This window comes from Bifidobacterium sp. ESL0800 (genome assembly GCF_029395355.1).
GTDB lineage: Bacteria > Actinomycetota > Actinomycetes > Actinomycetales > Bifidobacteriaceae > Bifidobacterium.
In genome coordinates this window covers 883,903-906,753 of record NZ_CP113913.1, presented here as the reverse complement: position 1 = coordinate 906,753, position 22,851 = coordinate 883,903, and the positions used below count along the sequence as shown (strand labels likewise).

General features: G+C 58.9%; 19 protein-coding genes. 9 read left to right on the top strand and 10 right to left on the bottom strand.

Features of this window, described 5'->3' with window-relative positions:
- The first annotated feature begins 28 nt into the window (after nucleotides 1-28).
- The 8 genes from metK (at nucleotide 29) to dop (ending at nucleotide 12,056) form a co-directional block, all read left to right on the top strand.
- Nucleotides 29-1,252 carry a methionine adenosyltransferase gene (gene metK / locus OZX75_RS03750; protein WP_277147385.1) on the top strand — a complete coding sequence of 408 codons (1,224 nt, stop codon included), beginning with the start codon at nucleotides 29-31 and terminating at the stop codon, nucleotides 1,250-1,252.
- Between the two features lie 334 nt (nucleotides 1,253-1,586).
- On the top strand, nucleotides 1,587-2,903 hold the full coding sequence (locus OZX75_RS03745; protein ID WP_277147030.1) for a class I SAM-dependent methyltransferase: 1,317 nt from the start codon (nucleotides 1,587-1,589) through the stop codon (nucleotides 2,901-2,903).
- Nucleotides 2,904-2,971: 68 nt separating this feature from the next.
- Nucleotides 2,972-5,767 carry a primosomal protein N' family DNA-binding protein gene (locus OZX75_RS03740; protein ID WP_277147028.1) on the top strand — a complete coding sequence of 932 codons (2,796 nt, stop codon included), beginning with the start codon at nucleotides 2,972-2,974 and terminating at the stop codon, nucleotides 5,765-5,767.
- 86 nt (nucleotides 5,768-5,853) lie between these two features.
- Nucleotides 5,854-6,561 carry an HAD family hydrolase gene (locus OZX75_RS03735; RefSeq protein ID WP_277147026.1) on the top strand — a complete coding sequence of 236 codons (708 nt, stop codon included), beginning with the start codon at nucleotides 5,854-5,856 and terminating at the stop codon, nucleotides 6,559-6,561.
- Nucleotides 6,562-6,717: 156 nt separating this feature from the next.
- Nucleotides 6,718-7,743 carry a methionyl-tRNA formyltransferase gene (gene fmt / locus OZX75_RS03730; protein ID WP_277147024.1) on the top strand — a complete coding sequence of 342 codons (1,026 nt, stop codon included), beginning with the start codon at nucleotides 6,718-6,720 and terminating at the stop codon, nucleotides 7,741-7,743.
- Between the two features lie 48 nt (nucleotides 7,744-7,791).
- The gene (locus OZX75_RS03725; protein ID WP_277147022.1) at nucleotides 7,792-8,643 is read left to right on the top strand and encodes an aldo/keto reductase; all 852 of its coding nucleotides are present in this window, start codon (nucleotides 7,792-7,794) and stop codon (nucleotides 8,641-8,643) included.
- A gap of 125 nt (nucleotides 8,644-8,768) precedes the next feature.
- Complete coding sequence (gene arc / locus OZX75_RS03720) at nucleotides 8,769-10,331, top strand: proteasome ATPase (RefSeq protein ID WP_277147383.1); 1,563 nt, start codon at nucleotides 8,769-8,771, stop codon at nucleotides 10,329-10,331.
- 27 nt (nucleotides 10,332-10,358) lie between these two features.
- The gene (gene dop / locus OZX75_RS03715; RefSeq protein WP_277147020.1) at nucleotides 10,359-12,056 is read left to right on the top strand and encodes a depupylase/deamidase Dop; all 1,698 of its coding nucleotides are present in this window, start codon (nucleotides 10,359-10,361) and stop codon (nucleotides 12,054-12,056) included.
- Here dop and OZX75_RS03710 read toward each other — a convergent pair.
- Nucleotides 12,051-13,577, bottom strand: coding sequence for a proteasome accessory factor PafA2 family protein (locus tag OZX75_RS03710; protein ID WP_277147018.1), 1,527 nt, complete (start codon nucleotides 13,575-13,577; stop codon nucleotides 12,051-12,053). The genes dop and OZX75_RS03710 overlap by 6 nt on opposite strands.
- Nucleotides 13,577-13,771, bottom strand: a complete 195-nt coding sequence (locus tag OZX75_RS03705) for a ubiquitin-like protein Pup (RefSeq protein WP_277147016.1) — start codon at nucleotides 13,769-13,771, stop codon at nucleotides 13,577-13,579. Before OZX75_RS03705 ends, OZX75_RS03710 begins: the two co-directional genes overlap by 1 nt.
- Nucleotides 13,772-13,807: 36 nt before the next feature.
- Here OZX75_RS03705 and OZX75_RS03700 point away from each other — a divergent pair, with 36 nt between their 5' ends.
- Nucleotides 13,808-13,969: a hypothetical protein gene (locus tag OZX75_RS03700; RefSeq protein ID WP_277147014.1), complete on the top strand. Its 162-nt coding sequence runs from the start codon at nucleotides 13,808-13,810 to the stop codon at nucleotides 13,967-13,969.
- Between the two features lie 46 nt (nucleotides 13,970-14,015).
- Here the strand turns inward: OZX75_RS03700 and OZX75_RS03695 are convergent, their stop codons facing one another.
- From OZX75_RS03695 to OZX75_RS03660, 8 genes are all read right to left on the bottom strand, one after another.
- Nucleotides 14,016-14,873 carry an inositol monophosphatase family protein gene (locus OZX75_RS03695; protein WP_277147012.1) on the bottom strand — a complete coding sequence of 286 codons (858 nt, stop codon included), beginning with the start codon at nucleotides 14,871-14,873 and terminating at the stop codon, nucleotides 14,016-14,018.
- A gap of 135 nt (nucleotides 14,874-15,008) precedes the next feature.
- Complete coding sequence (locus tag OZX75_RS03690; RefSeq protein ID WP_277147010.1) at nucleotides 15,009-15,296, bottom strand: HU family DNA-binding protein; 288 nt, start codon at nucleotides 15,294-15,296, stop codon at nucleotides 15,009-15,011.
- Between the two features lie 258 nt (nucleotides 15,297-15,554).
- Entirely contained in the window at nucleotides 15,555-18,086 is a 2,532-nt protein-coding gene (locus OZX75_RS03685; protein ID WP_277147008.1) for a lysylphosphatidylglycerol synthase transmembrane domain-containing protein, read from the bottom strand.
- Complete coding sequence (gene purB, locus OZX75_RS03680; RefSeq protein ID WP_277147006.1) at nucleotides 18,083-19,528, bottom strand: adenylosuccinate lyase; 1,446 nt, start codon at nucleotides 19,526-19,528, stop codon at nucleotides 18,083-18,085. The genes OZX75_RS03685 and purB overlap by 4 nt, the downstream gene beginning before the upstream one ends.
- Before the next feature lie 43 nt (nucleotides 19,529-19,571).
- Nucleotides 19,572-20,231 (bottom strand): DUF6466 family protein, encoded by a 660-nt coding sequence (locus OZX75_RS03675; RefSeq protein WP_277147003.1) that lies wholly within the window; start codon nucleotides 20,229-20,231, stop codon nucleotides 19,572-19,574.
- The gene (locus OZX75_RS03670) at nucleotides 20,228-21,286 is read right to left on the bottom strand and encodes a vWA domain-containing protein (RefSeq protein WP_277147001.1); all 1,059 of its coding nucleotides are present in this window, start codon (nucleotides 21,284-21,286) and stop codon (nucleotides 20,228-20,230) included. The genes OZX75_RS03675 and OZX75_RS03670 overlap by 4 nt, the downstream gene beginning before the upstream one ends.
- Nucleotides 21,283-22,341, bottom strand: coding sequence for a vWA domain-containing protein (locus OZX75_RS03665; protein WP_277146999.1), 1,059 nt, complete (start codon nucleotides 22,339-22,341; stop codon nucleotides 21,283-21,285). Before OZX75_RS03665 ends, OZX75_RS03670 begins: the two co-directional genes overlap by 4 nt.
- Nucleotides 22,338-22,844, bottom strand: coding sequence for a hypothetical protein (locus tag OZX75_RS03660; protein ID WP_277146997.1), 507 nt, complete (start codon nucleotides 22,842-22,844; stop codon nucleotides 22,338-22,340). Before OZX75_RS03660 ends, OZX75_RS03665 begins: the two co-directional genes overlap by 4 nt.
- Nucleotides 22,845-22,851 lie beyond the last annotated feature (7 nt).

The window sequence follows — 22,851 nt, the reverse complement described above, 5'->3', positions numbered from 1 at the left end:
AAGAAAGAAGTTCACTGTGTCTACAGAAGTGACAAAAGAACGTCGCCTGATTTCCGCGGAATCGGTTACCGAAGGGCATCCCGATAAGGTCTGCGATCAGATTTCCGACGCCATCCTCGACGATATGCTTCGTCAGGATCCCCATTCCCATGTGGCCGTGGAAACATCGGCCGCCATCGGACAATTCCTTATTTTTGGCGAGGTGACCAGTTCCGGGTATTCCGACATCCAGCGCATCGTGCGCAATGTCGTCAAAAATATCGGCTACACCTCCTCCGAGGTCGGTCTTGACGCCGATTCGTGCGGCGTGCTGGTCTCGCTGACCGAGCAGAGCGCGGAAATCAACCAAGGTGTCGATCGTCTCAACCCCGAGCAGGAGACCGAAGTCTCGCGCGAGGAACGCTACGAGGCCCAGGGCGCCGGCGACCAGGGCATCATGTTCGGTTACGCCTGCGACGAGACTGACGTGCTGATGCCGTTGCCGATTTATCTTTCGCATCGTTTGGCCTATCGTCTGGCCCAGGTTCGCAAGGAGAGCATCGTCCCGCATCTGCGCCCGGACGGCAAGACCCAGGTCACCATCGAATACGACGATGACGACCGTCCGGTTCGTGTCGACACGGTGCTCATCTCCACGCAGCACGACCCCGACGTCGACCACGATTGGCTACTGCCGCAACTACGCGAGCATGTCATCGAACCGGTACTCGCCGAAGTCTGCGGTGACAAGATTAAGCATGACGATTACCGCATTCTGGTCAATCCGACCGGTTCGTTCATCTTGGGCGGTCCGGCGGCGGACGCCGGCCTCACCGGCCGTAAGATCATCGTTGACACCTACGGCGGAGCGGCCCACCACGGTGGCGGCGCGTTCTCCGGCAAGGACCCGAGCAAGGTCGACCGTTCCGCGGCCTACGCCACGCGCTGGGTGGCCAAGAACATCGTCGCGGCGGGGCTTGCGCACAAGGTCGAGGTGCAGGTGGCCTATGCCATCGGCGTCGCCGATCCGGTGAGCGTCAACGTCAACACCTTCGGCACCGAGATCGGGGGAGTCACCCGTGAGCAGATCCAGGCCGCGGTGCGCAAGGTCTTCGACCTGCGTCCGGCCGCGATCATCGACGAGCTCGACCTGCTTCGCCCGATCTATCTGAAGACTGCGGCATATGGCCACTTCGGCCGCACCGACCCGGACTTCACTTGGGAGGCCACCGACAAGGTCGACGAGCTCAAGGCGGCCATCGCCGAGCTCTGAGTTCATCAGTATATTCTCGTCAGGAATTCGTAGGCCGTGTCATGCATCGTTGGTGCGTGGCACGGCCTTTTGTGTGCGAAAAGTGCCTTTTGACCTCATTAGAATGCATATTTTTCACATCGGTGTGAAAAATGTGCGTTCTGGCGTCAATAAAACGCACATTTTACGCTTGAATCCGGAATACGCATGAATGGACATCAAACCCTGGCTCAAGCACAACGATTATCGGATTTCACAACCAGCAAAATCGTTACGGTGTCGTAACTGAGCAATAGGCTGAATATGATTTTGCATGAAGAGATGCAACGAAATGCACTTATTTTGGAGGTTGCGCATGGCCGTTATGACCGTAGCCGATATGGTTTCCATGTTCCTTAAGGACAATGGGAAAATCAACATCACCGCATTCGACGGTTCATCGTTTGGACCTCAGGACGCCCCTTTGCACATCACCGTGAACAATTCGCGTGCCGTATATTATATGGTCGACCATCCCAACGATCTCGGCCTTGCGCGCGCCTATCTGCAAGGCGACATCGCCTCCCCGGAGCTCATCCCCGGCAATCCGTACGAAGTGTTCAAGGAGCTTATGGCTCTCAAGCCGGATATGAAGAAGCCGAACCCTGCTGACTTGGCGCGTATCGTCGCCGCCGTCTATTCGCATGGTATCCGTCATCCCGAAGCGCCGTCCATCGAAGGGCCGAGCCGTTGGCGTCGCCGCACCGAAGGCCTGCTGCCGCACTCCAAGGCCGGCGATTCCGCCACGGTGAGCTATCACTATGACCAGTCCAACGAGTTCTATCGTCTCTTCCTCGGCTCGTCGATGACTTACACCTGCGGCGTGTTCAACACCCCGGAGGATTCGCTTGAAGACGCGGAATGGCGCAAGCTTGACCTTGTGCTTGACAAGCTCAACCTGAAGCCTGGCGATCGTCTGCTCGACATCGGCTGCGGCTGGGGCTCGATGGAAATCCGCGCCGCGCAGCGCGGCATCAAGGTCCTCGGTGTCACTCTGGCAGGCGAACAGGTCAAGTGGGCGCAGGAATGGATCAAGCGCGAAGGCCTCGAAGACCTCGCCGAGGTGCGTCAGATGGACTACCGCGACGTGCCCGAAGGCGACTTCGATGGCATCTGCTCGATCGGCATGATGGAGCACGTCGGCTTCAAGCACTATCCCTCCTACTTTAAGGAGATCTTCGACAAGCTCAAGCCCAACGGCCGCTTGCTGAACCACCAGATCACGCGAGTCAACTCCATGACGGGCAAGTCTGCCGGCGAGTTCATCGATCGCTACATCTTCCCCGACGGCCAGCTGGCTTCCCCGGGCGAGATCGAAACCGTCATCCAGGACACGGGCTTCGAGGTCGTCAATCAGGAGAACCTGCGCCAGCACTATGCGCTGACGCTGCATAACTGGAACAAGAACCTGGTCGCAGGCTGGGACCGCGCCGTCGAGCTGATGGGCGAGCCCAAGGCACGCCTGTGGGGTCTCTATATGGCCGGTTGTGCCCTGAACTTCGAGCTCAACAACATCCAGATCCACCAGTTCCTCTGCGTGCGTCCCGATTCAGAGACCGGTACCGACACCTACCCGCTGCGTCCGTGGTGGGTCGAGAACGCCGACGTTCTGCCGACGCCTTCCAAGGCCTGAGAACAATACAAAGCGTCACGGTTAAGCCGTGGCGCTTTTTTATTATGAGTCCACGTTATCATTGAAGCATGAGTGAACCGCAGGCCGAGCAGCCGGCGCTCGCCGGGCTGGCCCCGCGCAAGCGCCGCAAGACGGTCACCCATACCCCGGCCGCGAAAAACCCCATCGCACAGGTCGTTCTGGACGTGCAGGCCACACACCTGGGCCAGACCTTCGACTATCTCATCGACGAGAAATTCTCCGAATCCGCGCAGCCGGGCGTGATGATACGCGTGCGTTTCGGCGGCAGGCGCGTCAACGGCATCATCTGGAACCGTGTCGAAAAAAGCCATACGGCCGCCTCTGCGTTGCGCTATATCGAACGGGTCATGACCCCGGACGTGCTGGTGTCCGCCTCGATGCGGCGCGACATCACCGCCATCGCCGAGGCCTACGGCGGCACCCCCGCCAATATCCTGCGTCTTGCCGTGCCGCCGAGAGTCGCCAGGGTCGACAAGGAACAGCATCTGGCGATGGCCGGAACGTGGGTCGGCAGCCGTGGCCGGGTGAAATTCGACGAAGACGCGCTCGATCAGGGATCGCAACGGCTGCGGGGGAGCTATGACAACGCTGTTTCCCTGCAGGCCGCAATCGGCGCGGGAGGATTCTCTTCGTTCGTGCTCGACGCCTTGCCCGGAGCCGGTCGATCGGCCGGCGACCTGGCTTATCTGGCCAGTCTATCGCTCGCGTCCGGCCGAAGTGCCGTACTGGTGCTGCCGACCATGCGTGAGGTCAATGACCTCGCAACGGCATTGCGCCGATTCGGATTGAAACCATTTCGGAAGGCCAACGCCTCCAATGGCGGCTTCGTTGGCGATTTCGTGTTGTTGTCGGCGGCGATGGCCCCTTCCGAGCGCTATCGTTCCTACCTTGCGGCAGCCAGCGGGCAGGTTCGCTGCGTCATCGGCACCAGGGCGGCGATGTACGCGCCGGTGGAAGGGCCGGGGCTGTTCGCTGTTCTGGAAGATTCGGCCTACCAGTACGCCGACGGGATGATGCCCTATGCCGCCGCACGTGGGGTGTTGCGTCTGCGCGCCAAGCTTCATGGTGGCACTTTCGTGGCCATGGCCAATGCCTGCAGCGCCACCAGCGAGTGGGAGGTGAGCGGGAGGTCTGGTACAGCCGGTGAAGTTTCGCTTGACATCAATCCGACATCAGACTCAAACGCAAAGAACGGCATCGATGATTCCGTGTCACCGATTTCTGGCAGTATTCACTCAGTTGGTGCAATGATTGATACCATTACTCAGTCATCAGCCCAAGAGGTGGTCTCTGCGGCTTCTGCCACGCGCAATGCATTCGCAAATGCTGCCGATGCCGTAAAAGGTGAGATTGCGGCTGCAGTGAGTTCTGGCATGAATGCAGCATCCTCCGTAGCTGACGGGGTGAGCAATGTGGTTGCCAATACGGTTGAAATGGCGCGGAATAACATTGAATCCGCAACCGGAATCGATTCTATACAACGTGTAAGCACGGATGCAAACGGTACGGCGGAAGTAGAGTCTGCGGCATCGAATTCGCTGGCAGATATGAAGATTCCTGACGATGGGCCGATATTGGAAACCGGCGAAACCTACCCGTTGGCCGCGAGCAACGACTCGCAACCGGTCGGAGACGCCGATGCCGGCAGACGAGTAGAAGCGGATGATGCTGCCTTTTCTGTAGAGCCTGTCTGCCACGTCGAGGTCTGCGAGACGCCGGTCAGCGGGTTCAGCACGCCGGTGCATCCGTTGCCGGCTGTCGTCGATGACGTCGCGCCGTGGGTCCGCTGGCTCAACCGCGACGAGCTTGCCCGCCTGGCCGACCCGTCCATCGGCGCTCGCGTGCCGCATACCGCTGTCCGGGCTCTCTCGCAAGCCTTGGAGAACGGGCCGATTCTCTTCTCCATCCCGCACGACGGCATCGCCGAGGTATTGAGCTGTGCACGTTGCCATCGTCAGGCACGGTGCCCGCGTTGCACCGGGCCGTTGCAGCGGATTCGCGGTGCCGCGCCGAGATGCCGCTGGTGCGGGGCACCCGCCGGTGATTGGACATGTCCCAATTGCAAGAGTGCGCGCATGGGCGTCGTGCGTGTCGGCGCTGCCGGCACTGCCGCGCAGCTGCAGCATCTGTTCCGTGATATCCCGATGGTGCTCTCCAGCCCGAGCCAGCCCCATGGCATCGTCGATTGGGTGCCGGACCGGCCGCTGATCGTGATTGCGACACCGGAGGCTGAACCGAGGGTGAAGACCGAGGACGGCGGTATCGGTCATTATCAGGCGGTGGCCATTCTCGACGCATGGACGAGCCTTTACGCCCCGGGGGTGGACGCCCGTATCGATGCGCTCACCGCCTGGATGAGAGCCGCTTCGATGTGTGCCTGCCGCAAAGAGGGTGGGCAGGTCTTCCTGATTGGCGAGACCGACCCTGCCATCGCCGAATCGTTGGTGCGATGGGATTGTCGTATCCTTGCCGCCGCAGAGCTCGACGAACGCGCCGAGACCGGTCTCTCCCCGGTTTTCGCGGTCGCTTGCGTTTGGGGCCGACGGGATGCGGTGATGGAAACGCTGAACAATATAGGGGCATTGACTTCAGATTGTAGCCGGATCAGCACCGAGGTCGGCGTGCTTCCCGCAGTGCTTGGCCCCGTGCCCATAGCCCAGCCCAGAACGGTGGATGCCCGCGAGCTGGAGGCTACCCAGGACCGCGTCAAAGCCGTGGTCCGCGTCCCGCAACGTCAGCGTGCCCAGCTGGCCAAACGCTTGCATGTCGAGGTCGCTCGGCATGTGGCCACGCGTACACCGGGGGAATTGCGGTTCCAGCTTGACCCCAAGGACCTTATTTAGCCGGCAGCGCCATGTTTTTCGTTTCGTCGTCGTGCCATGAAAGCATGGAAAAAGAACCGATATCGAATGTTTTGTAAGGAGGAGCCATGAAAGGCTGGCCGGGCGAACCGGAAATGGAATACAACGTGATCAAGTCGGAGGATGCGGTGCAGGGCGCTGCCGGCAAACCGATCGAGAACGTGATCTTCGATTTCGGCAATGTGCTCGTGCGTTGGGATCCGCAGGCAGTCATGTTGCCCCGGTACTCCCAGGAGCTGACCGACAGATTCCTCGACAATGACGTTTCCGGCTTCTACGATGCCAGCGACGAGATGGATGTCGGGGGAAGGGCGGTTGAAGCCGTGGCTGCCGTGCGACAGAAGTACGGCGAGCCGTGGGCCGGGATGCTTGACTATTATTTCAAGAATTTCGAGGATTCGCTGGTCGGGCCGGTCGAGGGCATGCGCGTTCTGGTTGATGACCTGAAGGCCGCGGGTGTCGGCGTGTGGGGTCTGTCGAATTGGGCGACCGAACTGTTCCCGCCGGCAAAGAAATTCTATCCGATTTTAAGCGACCTGGACGATGCCGTGGTCTCCGGCTATGTCAAGTTGCGCAAGCCGCATCGCGATATCTTCGAATTCGCGCTGAAACGTTTTGACATTCCCGCCGACACCGCAGTGTTCATCGACGACAAAGCCATGAACATCGTCGGCGCGAACTCGGCAGGTATCCGAGGCGTGAGATTCAATGATTCCGGCAAATTGAGGGCGCTGTTGAGGCGCAGCGGCGTCGATATTCCGGGAATTCAGAGCTGAGAAGCGTACTGATTCGTCTTTCCGGGTTCAATCGGTCGTAATCCTGGTCATCTGACGGATATGAGAGGTCCATCGGTTTCGCTGTCCGAGGACTTTTCACGGTTATCATTGGTTGAGGTTGATTGACGATTTGAGGATTGGAATAAAGGAACCGTTATGTTGAAAGTATTGTTCGCCGGAACACCGGATGTGGCGGTTCCCGCGTTACGCCAGCTGGCCGAAGACAGGGAGCATTTCGAGGTCGTCGCCGTGCTCACCAGGCCCGATGCGCCTCAAGGCCGGGGTCGGAAGCTTACGCCGAGCCCCGTCAAAGAGGCGGCGTTGGGCCTCGATATTCCTGTTCTGGAATGCGACCCGAAAGAGCCGACCTTCATCGCCGAGCTCAAAGCCACCGGAGCCGAAGCCGGGGCCGTGGTCGCCTATGGCAAGATTCTCAAGGAAGACGTGCTGGGCGCGTTGCCGATGGGGTGGTATAACCTGCATTTTTCGCTGTTGCCGCAATGGCGTGGCGCGGCTCCCGTACAGCGCTCGGTCTGGAGCGGGGACAGCATCACCGGAGCCACCGTCTTCAAACTCACCCGCGGCATGGATACCGGCCCCATTCTTGCGCAGTCGACTTGCGAGATCGGTGCACACGACACTTCCGGAGATATCCTCGAACGACTGGCCGAAGACGGCTCGCATCTGCTGGCCTCGGCGCTGACGGCGATGGCCGAAGGCCGGATCGTGCTTCAGGAACAATCCCAAGGCGCCTACGAGGTGGCCAGGAAAATCACGCATGAGGATGCGCGCATTCGCTTCGATGTGCCGGTGTTCGCCGCCGACCGGCAGATTCGTGCCTGCACTCCCGAGCCGGGCGCTTGGTGCATGCTGCACCCGCAAGGTGTAGGTGACAGTGCGAGCCAGCCTGAGGCAGTCGAGGCTTCTTCAAACGCTGAACATGATATGGGCGACGCCGAGCCCTTCCATGTCTTGAAGGCGCGTCCGGCGGATATGAACGACCCTCAGGTGCCGAATGACCTCGGACCGGGCAGGCTGGCCAGCACCAAAAAGCACGTATGGGTGGGCACCGTCACCACTCCGCTCGAACTTGAAGAAGTCAAGGCGCAGGGCAAGAAGGCCATGCGTGCCGCCGACTGGGCGCGGGGAGCGCGCCTGTCTGCCGACGCCTACGTCGACTGAACTCAACGGGAAACAACATTTCAGCAGTATGTACAAGGAAGGCATAAGATGAAGGAACTCAACATAGCCGGGCAATCGGTGCCGGCGGTCGGAATCGGCACATGGCATATGGGCAATGAGCCGGAACAGCACGATGAAGAGATTGCCGCGATCAGGGCGGGCATCGAAGCCGGGGCGAGGGCGGTCGACACCGCCGAGACCTACGGCACCGGCAAGTCCGAAACGCTGGTGGGTGAGGCGTTGCAGCCGTTCAACCGCGACGACATCTTCCTCATCTCGAAGGTACGGCCGGAGAACGCTTCCAAGGCGGTTATGGAAGAGCATCTGGACGCGAGTCTCAAGCGTCTGCAGACCGACCATCTCGACCTGTACCTCTACCATTGGCGCGGCTCGATCCCGCTCGAGGAGACGGTCGCGGAGCTCGACCGTTTGCGTGAGACCGGCAAGATCGGTGCCTGGGGCGTCTCGAACTTCGATATCCCGGATATGCAGGAGCTGGTCGAGCTGCCGGCAGGTGGCAACGTCGCCGCCAATGAGGACCTTTACCATATCGAGTCACGTGGCATCGAATACGATCTGCTTCCTTGGCAGCGCGAACGCCATATCCCGCTGATCGCCTATAGCCCTGTAGGCGGTCTTTCCAACAACCTGAAAACCAGCATGCTGACCGACCCCGCGGTCTGTAAGGTGGCCGAACGGCACGGCGTCTCCACTTACGAACTGCTGATTGCATGGACAGTACGCGACGGCAACACCCTGGCCATCCCGCAGACCTCGAACCCCAAGCATATGCGGGCCAATATCGCCGCGGCCGGCATCGAGCTGACACAAGAGGATCTGGCCGAGCTTGACGGTCGCTATCCGGCACCGACCCACCGTATCCCGCTCGATGTGGACTGAGTCGGAGAGGCATCAAGGGAAGCGGATTGGTGATGAATGACGGCGAACAAGGCGGCAATAGCCAAGTGTCCGGTAAAGCCGGGGCAGGCGATTTGCCCAACGCAGGTAATGAGGACGGCGCAGGTATGAACAAACGTCATGATTCGCAGACCGGGAACAACGAAACCTTCGACGATCTCGCCCGCGAAAACGACAACCTGCGGGCCAAGAACCATGCGCTCGCCGTCGCCCTGACACGCGCCGGCAAGGAAGTGCAGAAAGCGAAGTCGCAGCTTTCGCTGATGGCCGCGCCGCCGCTGAACTTCGCCACGATGGTGTGCGTGGACTCGTGCAGCACCGACGAACAGGGTGTGCAGCGTGCCAAGGCCGAGGTGCTCTCGGGCGGCCGTCGGCTTATCGTACCGGTGGCCTCGAACGTGTCGGCCGCGCGTCTGGTCGGCGGTGCAACGGTGCTCCTCAACGAGAACATGGTCTTGGTCGAACAACGAGGACTTGAGATTTCCGGCGCCGTGCGTACTGTCAAGCAGGTTCTGGATGACGGACGGCTGATGGTCGCCGACGAGTCCGGCAACGTCACGTTGATCGAACGGGCGAGTGCGCTCGCGAATGTCGCCATCGAACCGTCGGCCCGTGTTCTGGTCGATGGCTTGACACGTATGGCGTTGGAAGTGCTGCCCGTGGAGAACGCCACCGATCTGGTGCTTGAGCAGACCCCGGACGCCACCTTCGATGACATCGGCGGCCTGGACTCGCAAATCGAACGTATCAAGGACGCCGTCGAGCTGCCGTTCCTGCACCGCCAGCTGTTCGAGCGCTACGATCTGCGTCCGCCCAAGGGCGTGCTGCTCTATGGCCCTCCCGGCAACGGCAAGACGCTGATTGCCAAGGCCGTGGCCAACGCGCTTTCCGGTGGAGATGCCGAAAACGGCGTGTTCCTTTCCGTCAAGGGGCCGGAGCTCTTGAACAAGTACGTGGGGGAGTCCGAGCGTCTCATCCGTCTGATTTTCAAACGTGCGCGCGCCCGTGCGGCCGAAGGCAAGCCGGTTATCGTCTTCATCGACGAGATGGATTCGCTGCTGCGCACCCGTGGCTCCGGGGTGTCCAGCGACGTGGAGACCACGATTGTTCCGCAGTTCCTGTCTGAGCTCGACGGGGTGGAAAGCCTCGACAACGTCATGGTCATCGGTGCCTCGAACCGTGTGGACATGATCGATCCCGCCGTGCTGCGTCCCGGCCGCCTCGACGTGAAGATTCGCATCGACCGGCCCGGCAGAAAGGCCGCGGCGCAAATCGTATCGCATTATCTTACCGACAACCTGCCATATGAGACAGGTCAAAGCGCGGCAACGCTGCGCAAGGTTCTGGTCGATAGTGTCTATGCCGAAGGCCCGCAGCGCCATATCTGCGACGTATGCGACGATCAGGGACGCTGGAGTCGGGTGACCCTTGCCGACGTGATGAGCGGGGCGAGCCTCAAAAACATCGTCGACAGGGTCAAGACCCACGCCGTCAAGGATTCGATTACACTGGGCCGTCCGATGGAAATCGGCGTTGATGCGGTGCTTCGCGCGGTCGACGACGAATTCGAGGAGACCGGTGATTCGGTGATGGACTCGGATCCCGTGCAATGGTCGAAAATCAACGGCATCGCGGGAGGCCATGCGGTGCGTATTCGTCCTGCGCAGTGATTCTTGCAGGCAAGGGGATGTAAGCGAATGAGCGTACGCAGGATGATGGGAACCGAAACGGAATATGCGGTTTCGGATATTGAGAGCGACCATGCCAACCCGGTCCGACTCTCGTTCGATGTGGTCAGCGGTGCCGCGAATCCGCAAACACAGCATATCCGCTGGGATTACCGGCAGGAAGACCCGTTGAACGACGCTCGCGGCACTCGTCTGCCCCGTGCCGCCGCACGGCCGGACATGCTTACCGACGAGCCGCAAAGGCAGATCGTCAACGTCATTGCCTCCAACGGCGGACGTGTCTACGTCGACCATGCCCATCCCGAATATTCGGCTCCGGAAACTATGGATCCCTTTGAAGCCGTCTGCTACGACCACGCCGGTGACCGGATCATGCTCGAAGCGGCACGGAGGGTCAATGAACGCAACGGTTCCCATATCGTCCTGCACCGCAACAACGTGGACGGCAAAGGCGCCAGCTGGGGCACGCACGAAAACTACATGATGCTGCGTCGCGTCCCGTTCGACGAAGTCGCGGCCTTGATGACTTTGCATTTCATCTCCCGTCAGATTTACACAGGCTCCGGTCGCGTCGGCATCGGCGAGAAAAGCGAGGAAGCCGGCTATCAGCTGAGCCAGCGAGCCGATTACGTCCATTCCATTGTCGGTCTGCAGACCACCTTCGACCGGCCGATTGTCAACGCCCGCGACGAATCCCATGTCACCGGTGACTACCGCCGCCTGCACGTCATTGTCGGTGACGCCAACCGTATGGACGGCCCGCAGGCGCTGAAGCTCGGCACGACAAGCATGCTGCTGTGGCTGCTCGAGCAAAGTGACGCCGCTGATTCGAATTCGGAGCTTGACTTGGATGCTCTGCTCGTCGATTTGCAGCTGGTCGACCCGGTTGAGGCGATGCACGTCGTCTCGCATGACCTGAGTCTCGCCGCTCAATTGCCGCTTGAGCAGGGCGGCACCACGACCGCTTGGCAGATTCAGATACGTCTGTTTTCAGCCGTCTGTGCTCAAGGCGCATCGACGTACGGAAGCGACAACCGCGGCGAGCCGCTATGGCCTGACGAGCCGACCAAACGAATCATGGAGATGTGGCGACAGGCGCTGATGGATGTCGCCGCCGTACGCCATGCCAGCGAAGACCAACGTCTGAAGATGGCCGACGAGGCCTCGCGTTTGGAATGGCTGCTCAAATGGCAGTTGTTGGAACGCCTACGTCGCAAAATCGGTGCCGACTGGTCCAATCCGAAACTGGCTGCTCTCGACCTGAGTTGGGCCGCGCTTGACCCGGCTCGTTCGGTTTTCGCCCGCCTGCAATCTCAGACGCAACGGGTGACGTTGAATCAAAATGACGATTCCGATCAGGCCGACGCCCAAGTCCAACGTGCCGCCTCAAATCCTCCTGAAAACACCCGCGCTTGGCTACGTGCGGAAATCATCAAACATTTCCCGCAGCAAGTCGTCGCCGCATCCTGGTCGCACGTCACCGTCACGCAAGACGCAAACGAAGGTGGCGATCAATCCGTCACCTATACAACGGATGCCGAAGGCAACCGCATGGCTCGGACGTCCGCCCATCTTTTCTCGCTCGACATCTCCGACTCCGCCCGCTGGTCCAAGACAACCTGCGAACAGTCGCTAGCCTACTCGCAAACTCACCATGAGTCCGCCGCGCAAACTCTGCAACGGCTCGCAAACATGGAAAGGCTATAGGCTCTCCATCAACTGCTGATACTCCGAATCGGGTGTAAAGGCGAACGGATCAATCAATTCAGCAGTGTGGCGGGTCGGGGCCGTTGTCTTCAGATGCGTCCAATCGCAGGTGAACGTGGCTCCGGCATCCAGTGCCTGACGGACGAATGCTCCCCGCAGTGCGGCCCGCGTGTCTTCCGGTGGGTTTTCAACGGCATGTTCCGCAGCGTCGTCAGTCACAAGTGTCTTCATCAGGCCATGCGCCACCAATGACGAATAAATGGATCCGTTGACGATGTCGTGGTAGTCCATATCGATTTGCCGCGCCTGCACCTCCGAGAGCGCAGGATTGCGCTTCGCCATTTCACTGAGCAACTGGTATTTCGCAACCCAGTCGACACGGTCGGACAACGTGCTGAAATCCTTGGCGTCCAATGCGTCAAGAGCGGTTCGCCATTCACACAAAATATCCGAGCAATCGGTGTTCGGCAAGGATTGCTCGATTTGCACACGATGCGATTCGATAAACCGTGAAACGATATCGAGATACAGGTACTGAATTTCCAAGGCCGTCACAGCGTCGGAATGCTGTCCATCGGCGAAAACGGTGGGCCGCAGCCCGAGTTTTTGCTGCATTGTGCGGAAGGCGTCGATATCTTCGAGCTGTACCACCGGTTTGCTGCAGCTCAGGTCGGCGCTCATCGCCTTGTTGGACCGGCTTGGGTCAGTCAGGGCGCAGCATTCAAAGCCCGAGGCAACAACGCCTTGTTTCGCGGCGCTCTCGATGGCACAGAGCACCAGATGCGTGGTGGCGAGTTTCATCTTCGTCGCCCACTGCGAACGGTTGGAATCGCCGATGATGACGTGCAGCCTGCGGAATTCGTCCGGGTCGGCGTGCGGCTCGTCGCGCGTGTTGACCATCGGCCGGAAACGTGTGGTGGAGGAGGAGACCCCCTCATCGAGGAACGCCGCGCGCTGCGTGATTTCGAAGCCGTTTTGCGTGACTCTTCCGGCACCGGTCAAGAGCTGACGGGTCACCAAAAACGGCAACAGCTGCGCCTTGATGATCGGCAAAGAGACATAACGCCGTACCAGATAGTTCTCGTGGCATCCGAACGCGTGACCGGCGGAATCGACATTGTCTTTGAACAGATGAATGGCTGCATGCTCGCCGTGGGTTTTGCGCAGACGCTGTTGCGCTCCGAGGGCAAGGCGACGCATGATGGATTCGCCTGCCAAGTCCTGTGTGAGCGCTGTTGCAGGGTCGCGTGCCTCTGCTGTGGCGTATTCCGGGTGCGAGCCGACGTCGAGATAAAGCCGTGAGCCGTTTTCCAAGTAGGTGTTGGTGGAGCGAGTCCGTGAAAGTATCGGTGCAAACATCATCATGGCGACCTGGCCGGGATCGCAGGGTTTATCGGTTCCTGTCACTGATACGCCGTATTCGGTTTCGACGCCGAAAATACGGTGGAACGAATCATAATCGGGGGAGCGGGACGTGGTGTTGCCGGGGCCCTGATTGCTGCTGTCGCGCAGCTGCGGCATCACTCGCCGCCTTTTTGGACGAAGCTGGAGACGTAGGTTTCCGCATCGGTTTCCAAGGTCGACGAGATGTCGTCGAGCACGGCGTCCAGAGCATCCTCCTGCTCTTGGGATCGGGCGGCCTTCTGCCTGTTTTGCGCAACCTGTGATTGAGGTTCAACGCTACGATGTTGCTGCTGGGCGAACTGCTGTGCCATGTCACTCCTCACATCAGGCAACCAGAGCAAACCCCATTGCTCGACGTTGCCGTCAATATGCATGTTTCTGTATTTACTTTAGCTCAAGCGATATTGAGCATCGCTTCTTGTTCATTGACTGATATCAAACCTGCGCCTATCGATACTCAGGGCCTGTGGCTCCACGCTTTTGCGGATGCGCCGGTTCCCGATGAATGAAAGAAAATCCCGATATGGGAAGCGTTAAAACCTAATCGAAAATGTCTCATTGGAACGGATACGCCAAGTCGACAAGATATGGCTTCAGGTCTTCGGTAATCGGACCGTTGGTGGCCACGATGTCGTTCTCGCCGCGCCAGTGTATCGGATTGCCGTTCCAGCGGCTCACCCGGCCTTGTGCCTGGCGAACGACGACGGTGCCGGCCGAGACGGCAGGAATATCCCACTGGTGCAGGTGCGGTTCGAAATAGGCGTCGTAAGTGCCGTCCGCCACCTTGCACAGATCGAGCGATACCGGTCCGATACGCTTGACGTCGGCCGGTTTGCCGGCTATATGGCTCAGGACGTGGAACGCGCGTTCTGATTCCGCGGGAACATGTGACATACCGAAACTCACTACGGAACCGTTCAGCGAGCTGATGGTCGAGGGAAATACCTTGCCTCTTTTCTCCCCGATAGGCGTACGACGAATGCGGATGGCTCCCTGTCCGCTGGCGGCCAGATAGGTCAGGCCCAGGGCAGGAGCATGCACGACACCCAGTACCGGTTGTGCCGAGTTTTCCTCGTTGAATTCGAAAAGAGAGACGGTGATGGTCCATTCGCTCATATTCCGTCGGAAATTAATGGCCCCGTCGATCGGGCCGACGCACCAGAAACGGTCCCCGGGTTTTGCGCCTTCGGGCCTGTCGCGCCACATGCCGTCAAACGGCTCAAGATAGTTGAGACGGTTTTCGATGAAGGCGACGAGTTTCTTGTCGATGGTGCTGCCAAGCTGTCTGGTGGTTGAAGGAATTTCCAGTTCGGCAAAATCCTGGGGATTGATCTGATCATGAAGCGCGTGTTTGCCTGCGTCCTGGGCCACCTGAGCCACTTTGAGCGCCAATGCTCTTGGATTAGTCGTCATATCTACCTGCCTGTTTTCTGCTTGCTGTCTATATACTATCCTGTAGGCTTTATAAGCTTCGCGCACGCATGAAAAAACCTCCGGTCGAATAGATCAATCGGAGGTTTCGCAGATCAGATGATCGTGATCGTCACATCACTTCTTGTCGGAGACTGCCTTCTTGAGCAGGCTGCCGGCGGAGATGCGGACACCGTAGGATGCCGGGATCTTGATCGTTTCGCCGGTGCGCGGGTTGCGGCCGGTACGTGCGGCGCGGCGAACGCGCTCGGCGGAGAAGAGACCGGTGAGCTTCAGGCCTTCGCCGGACTGCATTGCCTCGACGAACACATCCTGGAAGGCGTTGACGGCCGCTTCGGCCTGAGCCTTGGTCAGGTTGGACTTCTGTGCAATCTTCGAAACGAGATCAGACTTGTTGTATGCCATGAAGAATCCTTCTTGATTAGGGGCTTTCTAGTTTGTTGAAAGCCACGTTTCAGTAGTATAGTCTAGTCCAAAGTCTCGCCAAATACCGCCGATTACGGTACTTTTTTCCTTGATTTGTAAAGATTTCGGCCTTCCAAGGGTGTTTTTAGCCGTATTGGGATGAAAATAGCTGTCTGAAAGGGCTGAGGCCGGATTCCAAGCAGAATTCGGATCGGCGGGCCGTTATTTACAAAACCGGATAATAATCCTTGCGAATCTTCACAAGAGATTATGGTGATCGAGCCGTTTCATCGCCATTGCGCCGATCGGAATACGCAGCCAATAGAAACCGACGCGATAGAGCAGTGTGGCGCTCAACGCGACGGCGGGAGGCACGCCGATGGAGGTGAATGCGAAGGTCAGCGCAGCCTCGACCGCCCCCAGACCGCCCGGCGTGGGGGCCGCGCTGCCGAGTGTGTTGGCCAGAAGGAAGACGAAGATGGTCTCCAGGGCATTCGAGGAGTTGCCGAAAGCCATCAGCGCCGCCCAGAAGCCAAGACCCGTCGCGATATTCAGGATCAATGCGCCGAAAATACCGATGGCGAGTTTCTGGGGCTGCGCCAGCACCTCGACCAATTGATGGGCGTAGGAGCGCAGAAGCGGAAGGTATTTGTCGACGATCATGCGTCTGATCGGAGTGATGGCCATGCACAGGCACAGCAGTAGTACGATGGCGCCGATGACCACCACCAGTGTATTGGTCGGCACCATGCCGGAAAACATGTTACGGCCGGTGAACAGCCCCATGACCAGAAGTAATACAATAGTAGTCAAGCCCTGTACTGCCCATGTCACCGACATGATGGCGGTGGCGGCGGTGTTCTTGTATCCGTTCTTGCGCAGGAATTGGAGATTGACGAACGCAGGACCAACGCCCGCGGGCATGGAGACCGCAGTGAACCCGGATGCGGCTTGGGAACAGAAAAGATCGAACCAGTGACGCTTGCCGTGATCCATGAACGAGCCGAGCGTGACGGCAGACCCGACCCAGGCGAGCATGGAGAGCAGCAGACAGATCAGGGCCCAGACGATATTGGCGTGACGGACCGCTGCAATGACCTCGTTGGGGCGAAGCTGGGTGAAGATGACGGCGACGGCGATGATAAGCAGAGTGATCGAAACGAATGATTTGACATTGAAACGGGCCAGTGTCACCGGTTCCGGCGAATCGGTCTCATCGTGAGGGTCGAGCGCATTCAGACCGTCGCGCATTTCGCCGAGCAGCGCTTTGTTCCAACCAGGGAGATTGCGCGTGGCCGAGGGGATGGCTACTTTCTGTATGAAAGGGGCCAAGGAAATCAACGTCTGCCGGTCCCAGACCTTCAGTGCTGCTTCAATCGCGAGTTGTGGGGTGCTCAGCGTGGCGAGCAATACCAAAAGCTGTACCTTGTCCATGGCGATGTTGGTACTGCCGCTTGCGTAATCGCCGTTCTGCCAGCCGACGATGACATGCTCGCCATGGATCTGGGCGAGGGTGTCGGGGGTGATGCGTCTGTGGGTATAGCCCCGGCGATTCGCGCGGGCGAGATAACCCATATAATCGGTCATGGCTTCTTTGGTGAGGTTGCTGAGACCGGTGGGGCTCGGGGTGTCGGCCACGTTCAGCACCAGTACCGAGGATTCTTCGCTGTCCATCACGCCGTACGGGCTGGGTGTGGTCAATCCGCAGGATTGAAGACCCAGAAGCATCGAAAAATGGTGATGGACGGCATCGCTTGCCGAGCGGTCCCGTCGTATGGCGACGCCGGTAAACCGAAACCCCTGCCACAGCTGGTTCAGATACCCCGCGGCGTGGGGCAGGGAGTCCAGCACGGAGATGATATAGCGTTCGCCTTGTTCGTCTTTGGCGTCATAGATACGCGAGTTTTCAATCAGATCGTCGTCGAGCCTTGATTTGAGGGCTCCCGTTTCGGTTTCTTCTTCGCGTCGATGCAGTTCGGTGAGGCTCAGACCGATGTTGCCCACAGCCTGAACGATTCCTGAACCCCACAGCCCCTGGGTCCTGGTTCCCATAGCAAAGCGCAATACCAGGCCGATGATGCGGCCGACCGCGAAGGAGACGATGGTTCCGGCGACCGAATGCCATGAGACGATAACGAAAACCGCAGCCGCGATAAACAGCGTGTTCCAGCCCCATTTGACCGAGGAGCGAGAACGTTTCGGACCGGCTACGGTCAGAAACGCGCCGATGCCCGCATAGAAATCGGGGAGCATCGCCGGCCCCGCGCCTTCACTGGATTGCACGGCATTGATCAACGCCGGTACGCCTATATGTGCCAGAAGGAAGGAAAACCCGAGAATGACGGCATATCCGCAAAACAACGCCACTACCGAAACCGCTGACTGGAACCATTCCCTGTTGATGAGCAGATGGATCAGCACGCTGATGATGACGACAAAACTGAGGAATTGCTGAAGGACGGACACCGGCAGATCCATAAGCCAGGTGAAGGCCTGTCCGGCGGTTTTGGCGTCGTGTTCGACGCCGGTGGTGATGCCATGCAGGTACGTGGCGAAAACGATGACGACAACGGCCAGTATCAGCGCCCCTACAGCGTGAATCAGATCATTGGCATTGTGGGCACGCTGAGGGGCGACATCGTCGATATCGACCTCATAATGTCGCGCTGATTGCTTTGGCGGAGCTGAATCGACCGGCTTTATGGGATTCTGCGTCGGGTTTGGCGCTGGATCCGTCGTGGCCGCCGGTGGCCTCTCCGAAACCGATGAAGAGGGGGTTTTGTCGCTCATTGCCCGTCAAAACCCACCAGTTGCGCCGCCAGGCCAATATAGGTCTGTGGGGTCAGTGCCTTGAGACGCGTGGCGGTGGCCTCATCGAAGTCCATGGAATCGATGAATGATTCGATGTCGGCCTTCGATATGCTTTTGCCTCGCATGAGCTCCTTGACTTTTTCGTATGGGCGTTCCATGCCTTTTCGCCCGGCGAATTCCTGGGCGCGCATGGCCGTCTGGATGGGCTCGCCCAAGACCTCCCAGTTTTCATCGAGTTCACGGGCGATGACCTCGAACGCGGGATGGATGGACTTGAGGCCTCCAAGCAGGTTATCGAGTGCCAGCAGGGAATAGCCGAGCGCCGCGCCGACGTTGCGCTGCGTGGTGGAATCGGTCAGATCGCGCTGCCAACGGCTTTCAACCAGCGTGCTCGAGAGAGTGTCTAGCAACGAGCAGGAGAGTTCGAGGTTGGCCTCGGCGTTTTCGAAACGAATCGGATTGACCTTGTGGGGCATGGTCGACGAGCCGGTTGCGCCTTTGACGGGTACCTGGGCGAAGACACCACGGGAGATGTACATCCAGATGTCCACTGCGAGATTATGGAGGATTCGGTTGGTATGGCTGACGGTGCCGTAGAGTTCGGCCTGCCAGTCATGGCTTTCGATCTGGGTGGTCAGCGGGTTCCATGTAAGAGACATGCGGTTGGTGACGAATTCGCGCGAGATGGCCAGCCAATCGGCCTGCGGGCAGGCGATGGTATGCGCACCGAACGTGCCGGTGGCGCCGTTGAGCTTGCCGAGATATTCCTGTTGTTGAACGTGGTTCAGCTGGCGGTTCAGACGATGGACGAAGACCGCAAGCTCCTTGCCCAACGTCGTCGGGGTGGCCGGCTGGCCATGCGTCAGCGCCAGAAGCGGAAGATCCTTGAATTCCTCGGCTTTCTGCGCGAGAAAATCATTGAGCTCACGGGCTCGGGGCAGCCAGACCAACGTGACGGCCTTCTTGATGCAACGGGCGATGGCCAGATTGTTGATGTCCTCGGAAGTGCAGGCGAAATGCACCAGCGTCTTGAGGTTCGGCAGTTGCGTCTCGGCTCCGAGCACGCTTGACGCGGCTTCAAGCTCGTCGTCGATGTAGTATTCGACGGCCTTGACGTCGTGATGCGTCTTGGCCTCATAAGCCGCGTGGCGTGCAATGCCCTCGGCCCCGAAGTTTTCGGGTATGTCACGCAGATAGGTGACTTCAGCGTTCGTGAGAGGCTTGACGCCGTCCAGAACCGGCACATTGCCGTTACCGTCGAATCCGTTGGCCAGAAGAATCATCCATTCGATCTCGACGGTTATCCGTTCGCGGTTCAATGCGGGTTCGCTCAGATATTCAACGAGTGGGGCGGTCTGCTGGTGATAGCGTCCGTCCAGTGAGGTCAGTGCGATTGCCGGTGAAATTTGAGTCAGCTGCATAAGCCCTTACCTTAGCGCGACCCGTTGTCTGAACCGGCTATCCTCACCAGGGCTTGACGTCGGCGCCTTCCTCGCTTTTGGTCGGTGTTTTCTTGTCGCCGTTTACCGGACCGTTGGGCTGATTGGCCTTGAGCGTCTCCTCGACCTGCTTTTTTTGCTCGTCGGTCAATCCTTGGTTGCCGGCTTTTGCCGAATCGGAAGACGAGCCTTTGCCTTGGGCTGCGCGTCCACCGCTCTTTCCGTTGCCGTTGGTACTGGCTATCTTGTGCTTGACGGTAGCGGTGAGCTTGCCGGAGATGTCGCTGTTGACGCTGATGAGGTTCTTCGTGTTCGGGGCAAGCATACGACCCAGACGGCGGGCACTGTCGAATTGGGCGTTGGCCTGGTCGAGTTGGGCTTTGAGCCGTTGCGGATCGGCATTCGGCTTTTTGGCGTATTCAAGGCTGGCATTGAGGGAGGCCGTGGCCTGATTGTAAGTGTCTATGGCCGCCATGTTTGCCAAAAGCACTCCTGCGATGGCAAGGAACATCACGGCGAGAATCCCCATGATGATGCGTACCGGCAATGATGCCATTGCCGCCCGGTTCTTGCTGTTGGCTTTCAAAGGAGCTGAAAGTGTTGCCTTGCCTTGTTTCTTGCGTGCCTTGGGCGTTTTGGCAGGTGCTGCGGGGGGCAAAGGAGAAAGGGTTTTATGTTTCTTCACAGCAGTCTCCTTGAATTCGTCAGCCAGCTGCCCATTTCCATCGTCAGCGCAAGAGCCAAGACTATAGACAACGGCCAGACCAAGGGCATCACACGTTTACGCCGTTTGGGTGTGTTCACATCCCTGAAATGCTTGGAAACCGAGGCCACAGAAGACTTGTCAAGTCTGTGGCTGCGATCGAGCACTATGCATTTCCCGCTCATTTCGTCGGCTATTGCGCTCAGGTTTTTCTTATCCATTTTCGAGATTCCCGGCTGGCCGGTGGCGGGATCCTTCACCCAATCCTGATCGCCGGTGCCCGGCTGGTCGCTTGACGAGTCGGTGAGGCCTGCCTTGACTTCCGGAATCCGCCCGCCTTGGGTGCTGCCGACGGCGAGGGTAAAGGCGTCGTCAAGATACGCTCGAAGCGAGGAGAAGGTTCGACGTGAACCGGCGGATGTCTGTTCGCCGTCAGAAATGTAATAGAGTACGATTTTGTCGTGCGGATGAGCGGCGCGCATTTGCTTGAGCGTGACCAGCAGAGGGTCGATCGGAGCGTCCAGATTCGATCCGGCAGAGACGGCGGTCGGCTCCGTGCGCAACCCTGTTGCCCAGTTGTGAATGGCTCCGATATCGGGGGTGAGCGGCACATCCAACGTGGCGTTGGCGCCGAAGTGTACGGCGGCAAAGCTCGAATCGTCGTAGATGCCGGTCAGGTCATTGATGGCTTTCTTGGCAGCATCCAGCCGCGTCAATGTTTTGGAGGAGCCGTATTGGGCATCGGCAACGGCCATCGAACCGGTCACGTCGGTGGCGATGACCACGTCGGTGGTGTTCACCGCCCTGCTCGTCGTACTGGCGACGGTCGAAGGGGTCAATGCCAAGAGCGCGATGATGATGCAGATGGCACAACGGCGTATGCATGCCCACAGGGTCTCGTCGCTTTCGCCTTTCCTGCGTCGGTGAGTAGCGACCACGGCGATCGCAAAACCGATCATGATCAGCGCGATGGCGATGCCGGCAGGCCACCCCAGAGCGGGATTGAAACGCAATGTCATAAGGTTTTCGAGGTTCATCGTTTGAGCCTCCAAGCCAGGCTTATCCAAATCACTGCCAACAGCGCCAATGCCAATGTCCACCAACCCGGGGCGTCGACCAGGGCCGCCTTGCGGATTCTGTTTTCGTCCCTGTTCTTTCGTTTTTCGATCGTCTGTACAAGGTTTTCTATCGGTTTGCCGGAATGCACGGAGAAATACGAACCGCCGTGCGAAGTGATGTCGCGTTTCATCTCAATGGTCGTGCGGTCATTTTCGCTGCTCTCCGGCCCCGCATACAGGCCGTCGACAACGATTCCGGCCTTGTGCGTCAGATCCAGGGCCGAGCCCAACGTATAGGTCGATTTGCCGGAGAAATTGTCGGTGGCGAGCACGATCGAGGCTTTACCCGCATCGTCTTTGGACCGATTCGTCGAACCAAAAGTGAAACCGGGCAGCATCGCCGCGCAGCTGACGAGACCGTCGCCTATCAGGCTGGTCTTGTCCTTGCGGTTCTGGGTGCCTTCGATAAGGTCGGAGAACTTCTGCAGGGTACGTGGATCGGTGTTGTCGATTTTGTCTTGGGAGGAGATGCTTGCCAGGATGTCGCTTGCGTTTTTGAGTTGTCCTGAAACCAACTGATAATCGTCGGTCAACGGGAAAAGGGTGCGGGAAGTCGAATTGAAGAGGCTCAGGCCGATGCGTTCGCCCTTGAAATTCGAGACCAGCCGTTGGTAGGATGCCAGGACCTCATGGTCGTATGACAACATGGAAGGCGAGACATCCAGACACAGAACGATATCGCGATTGCTTGCCCGTTCGTCGGCCTCATCGACCGTAGAAGGTCTGGAAACCGTGGCCAGGGAAACCAGAAGGGCCAGCGCCAAAACGACCACCGCGACACGATTCAAAACCCGCCACTGCCGGAAAAGCTCTCCTACGTGTTCGGCATTGAGATCCTCATCGAGGTCGAAGACCGGAATCTGGGGCGACTTGTCGGGCCGACGCATGCCGACCAGTTGCCAAGCCGCGATGAGGACGATTGCGACCACGAGCCCGATCACGCAGGCCCAGGGCCAATGCCATTCGAGGTTCATTTCCGCCACCTCTCGATCAGATTGGAAACCCACTCGGCAGCCTGTTCCACGCTGATGTCACGGGCCTGCGCATGGCGTTCGACATCAGCGAATTCCGGGGGATAGAGCGCGCTGATGGTCTGGCGCAACAGCTTCATTCCCGGGTCGGATGAAGCGGAAACCGGAATGTGGTTGAGGTCTGCAAGCGTATAGGAACTGATGTCTTTGTTGGTTTTTACACCCGCAAAATCCCGGGCCACCTGTGCCAGTGCCTGCAAGGCTTCGTCCCTTGTCTTTTCGCCTTGCGCATGTTGCTCTACGATGCCGTTGATTCGTTTGCGCCATGCCGTTTTGTCGTTTTGGGGGCTATGGGCGCCATGAACCTTGGCAGGGGTCTCTTTCCTGGGTCTTGAAAGCACCAATATCGCGATGACCAGGATGACTGCGACACCAAAAGAGCAGATGAAGGCAACGATGAGTCCGGTCGGCATCGTAATCAGGCCTTCGGGTTTGTAATCGGCCATGCCGATA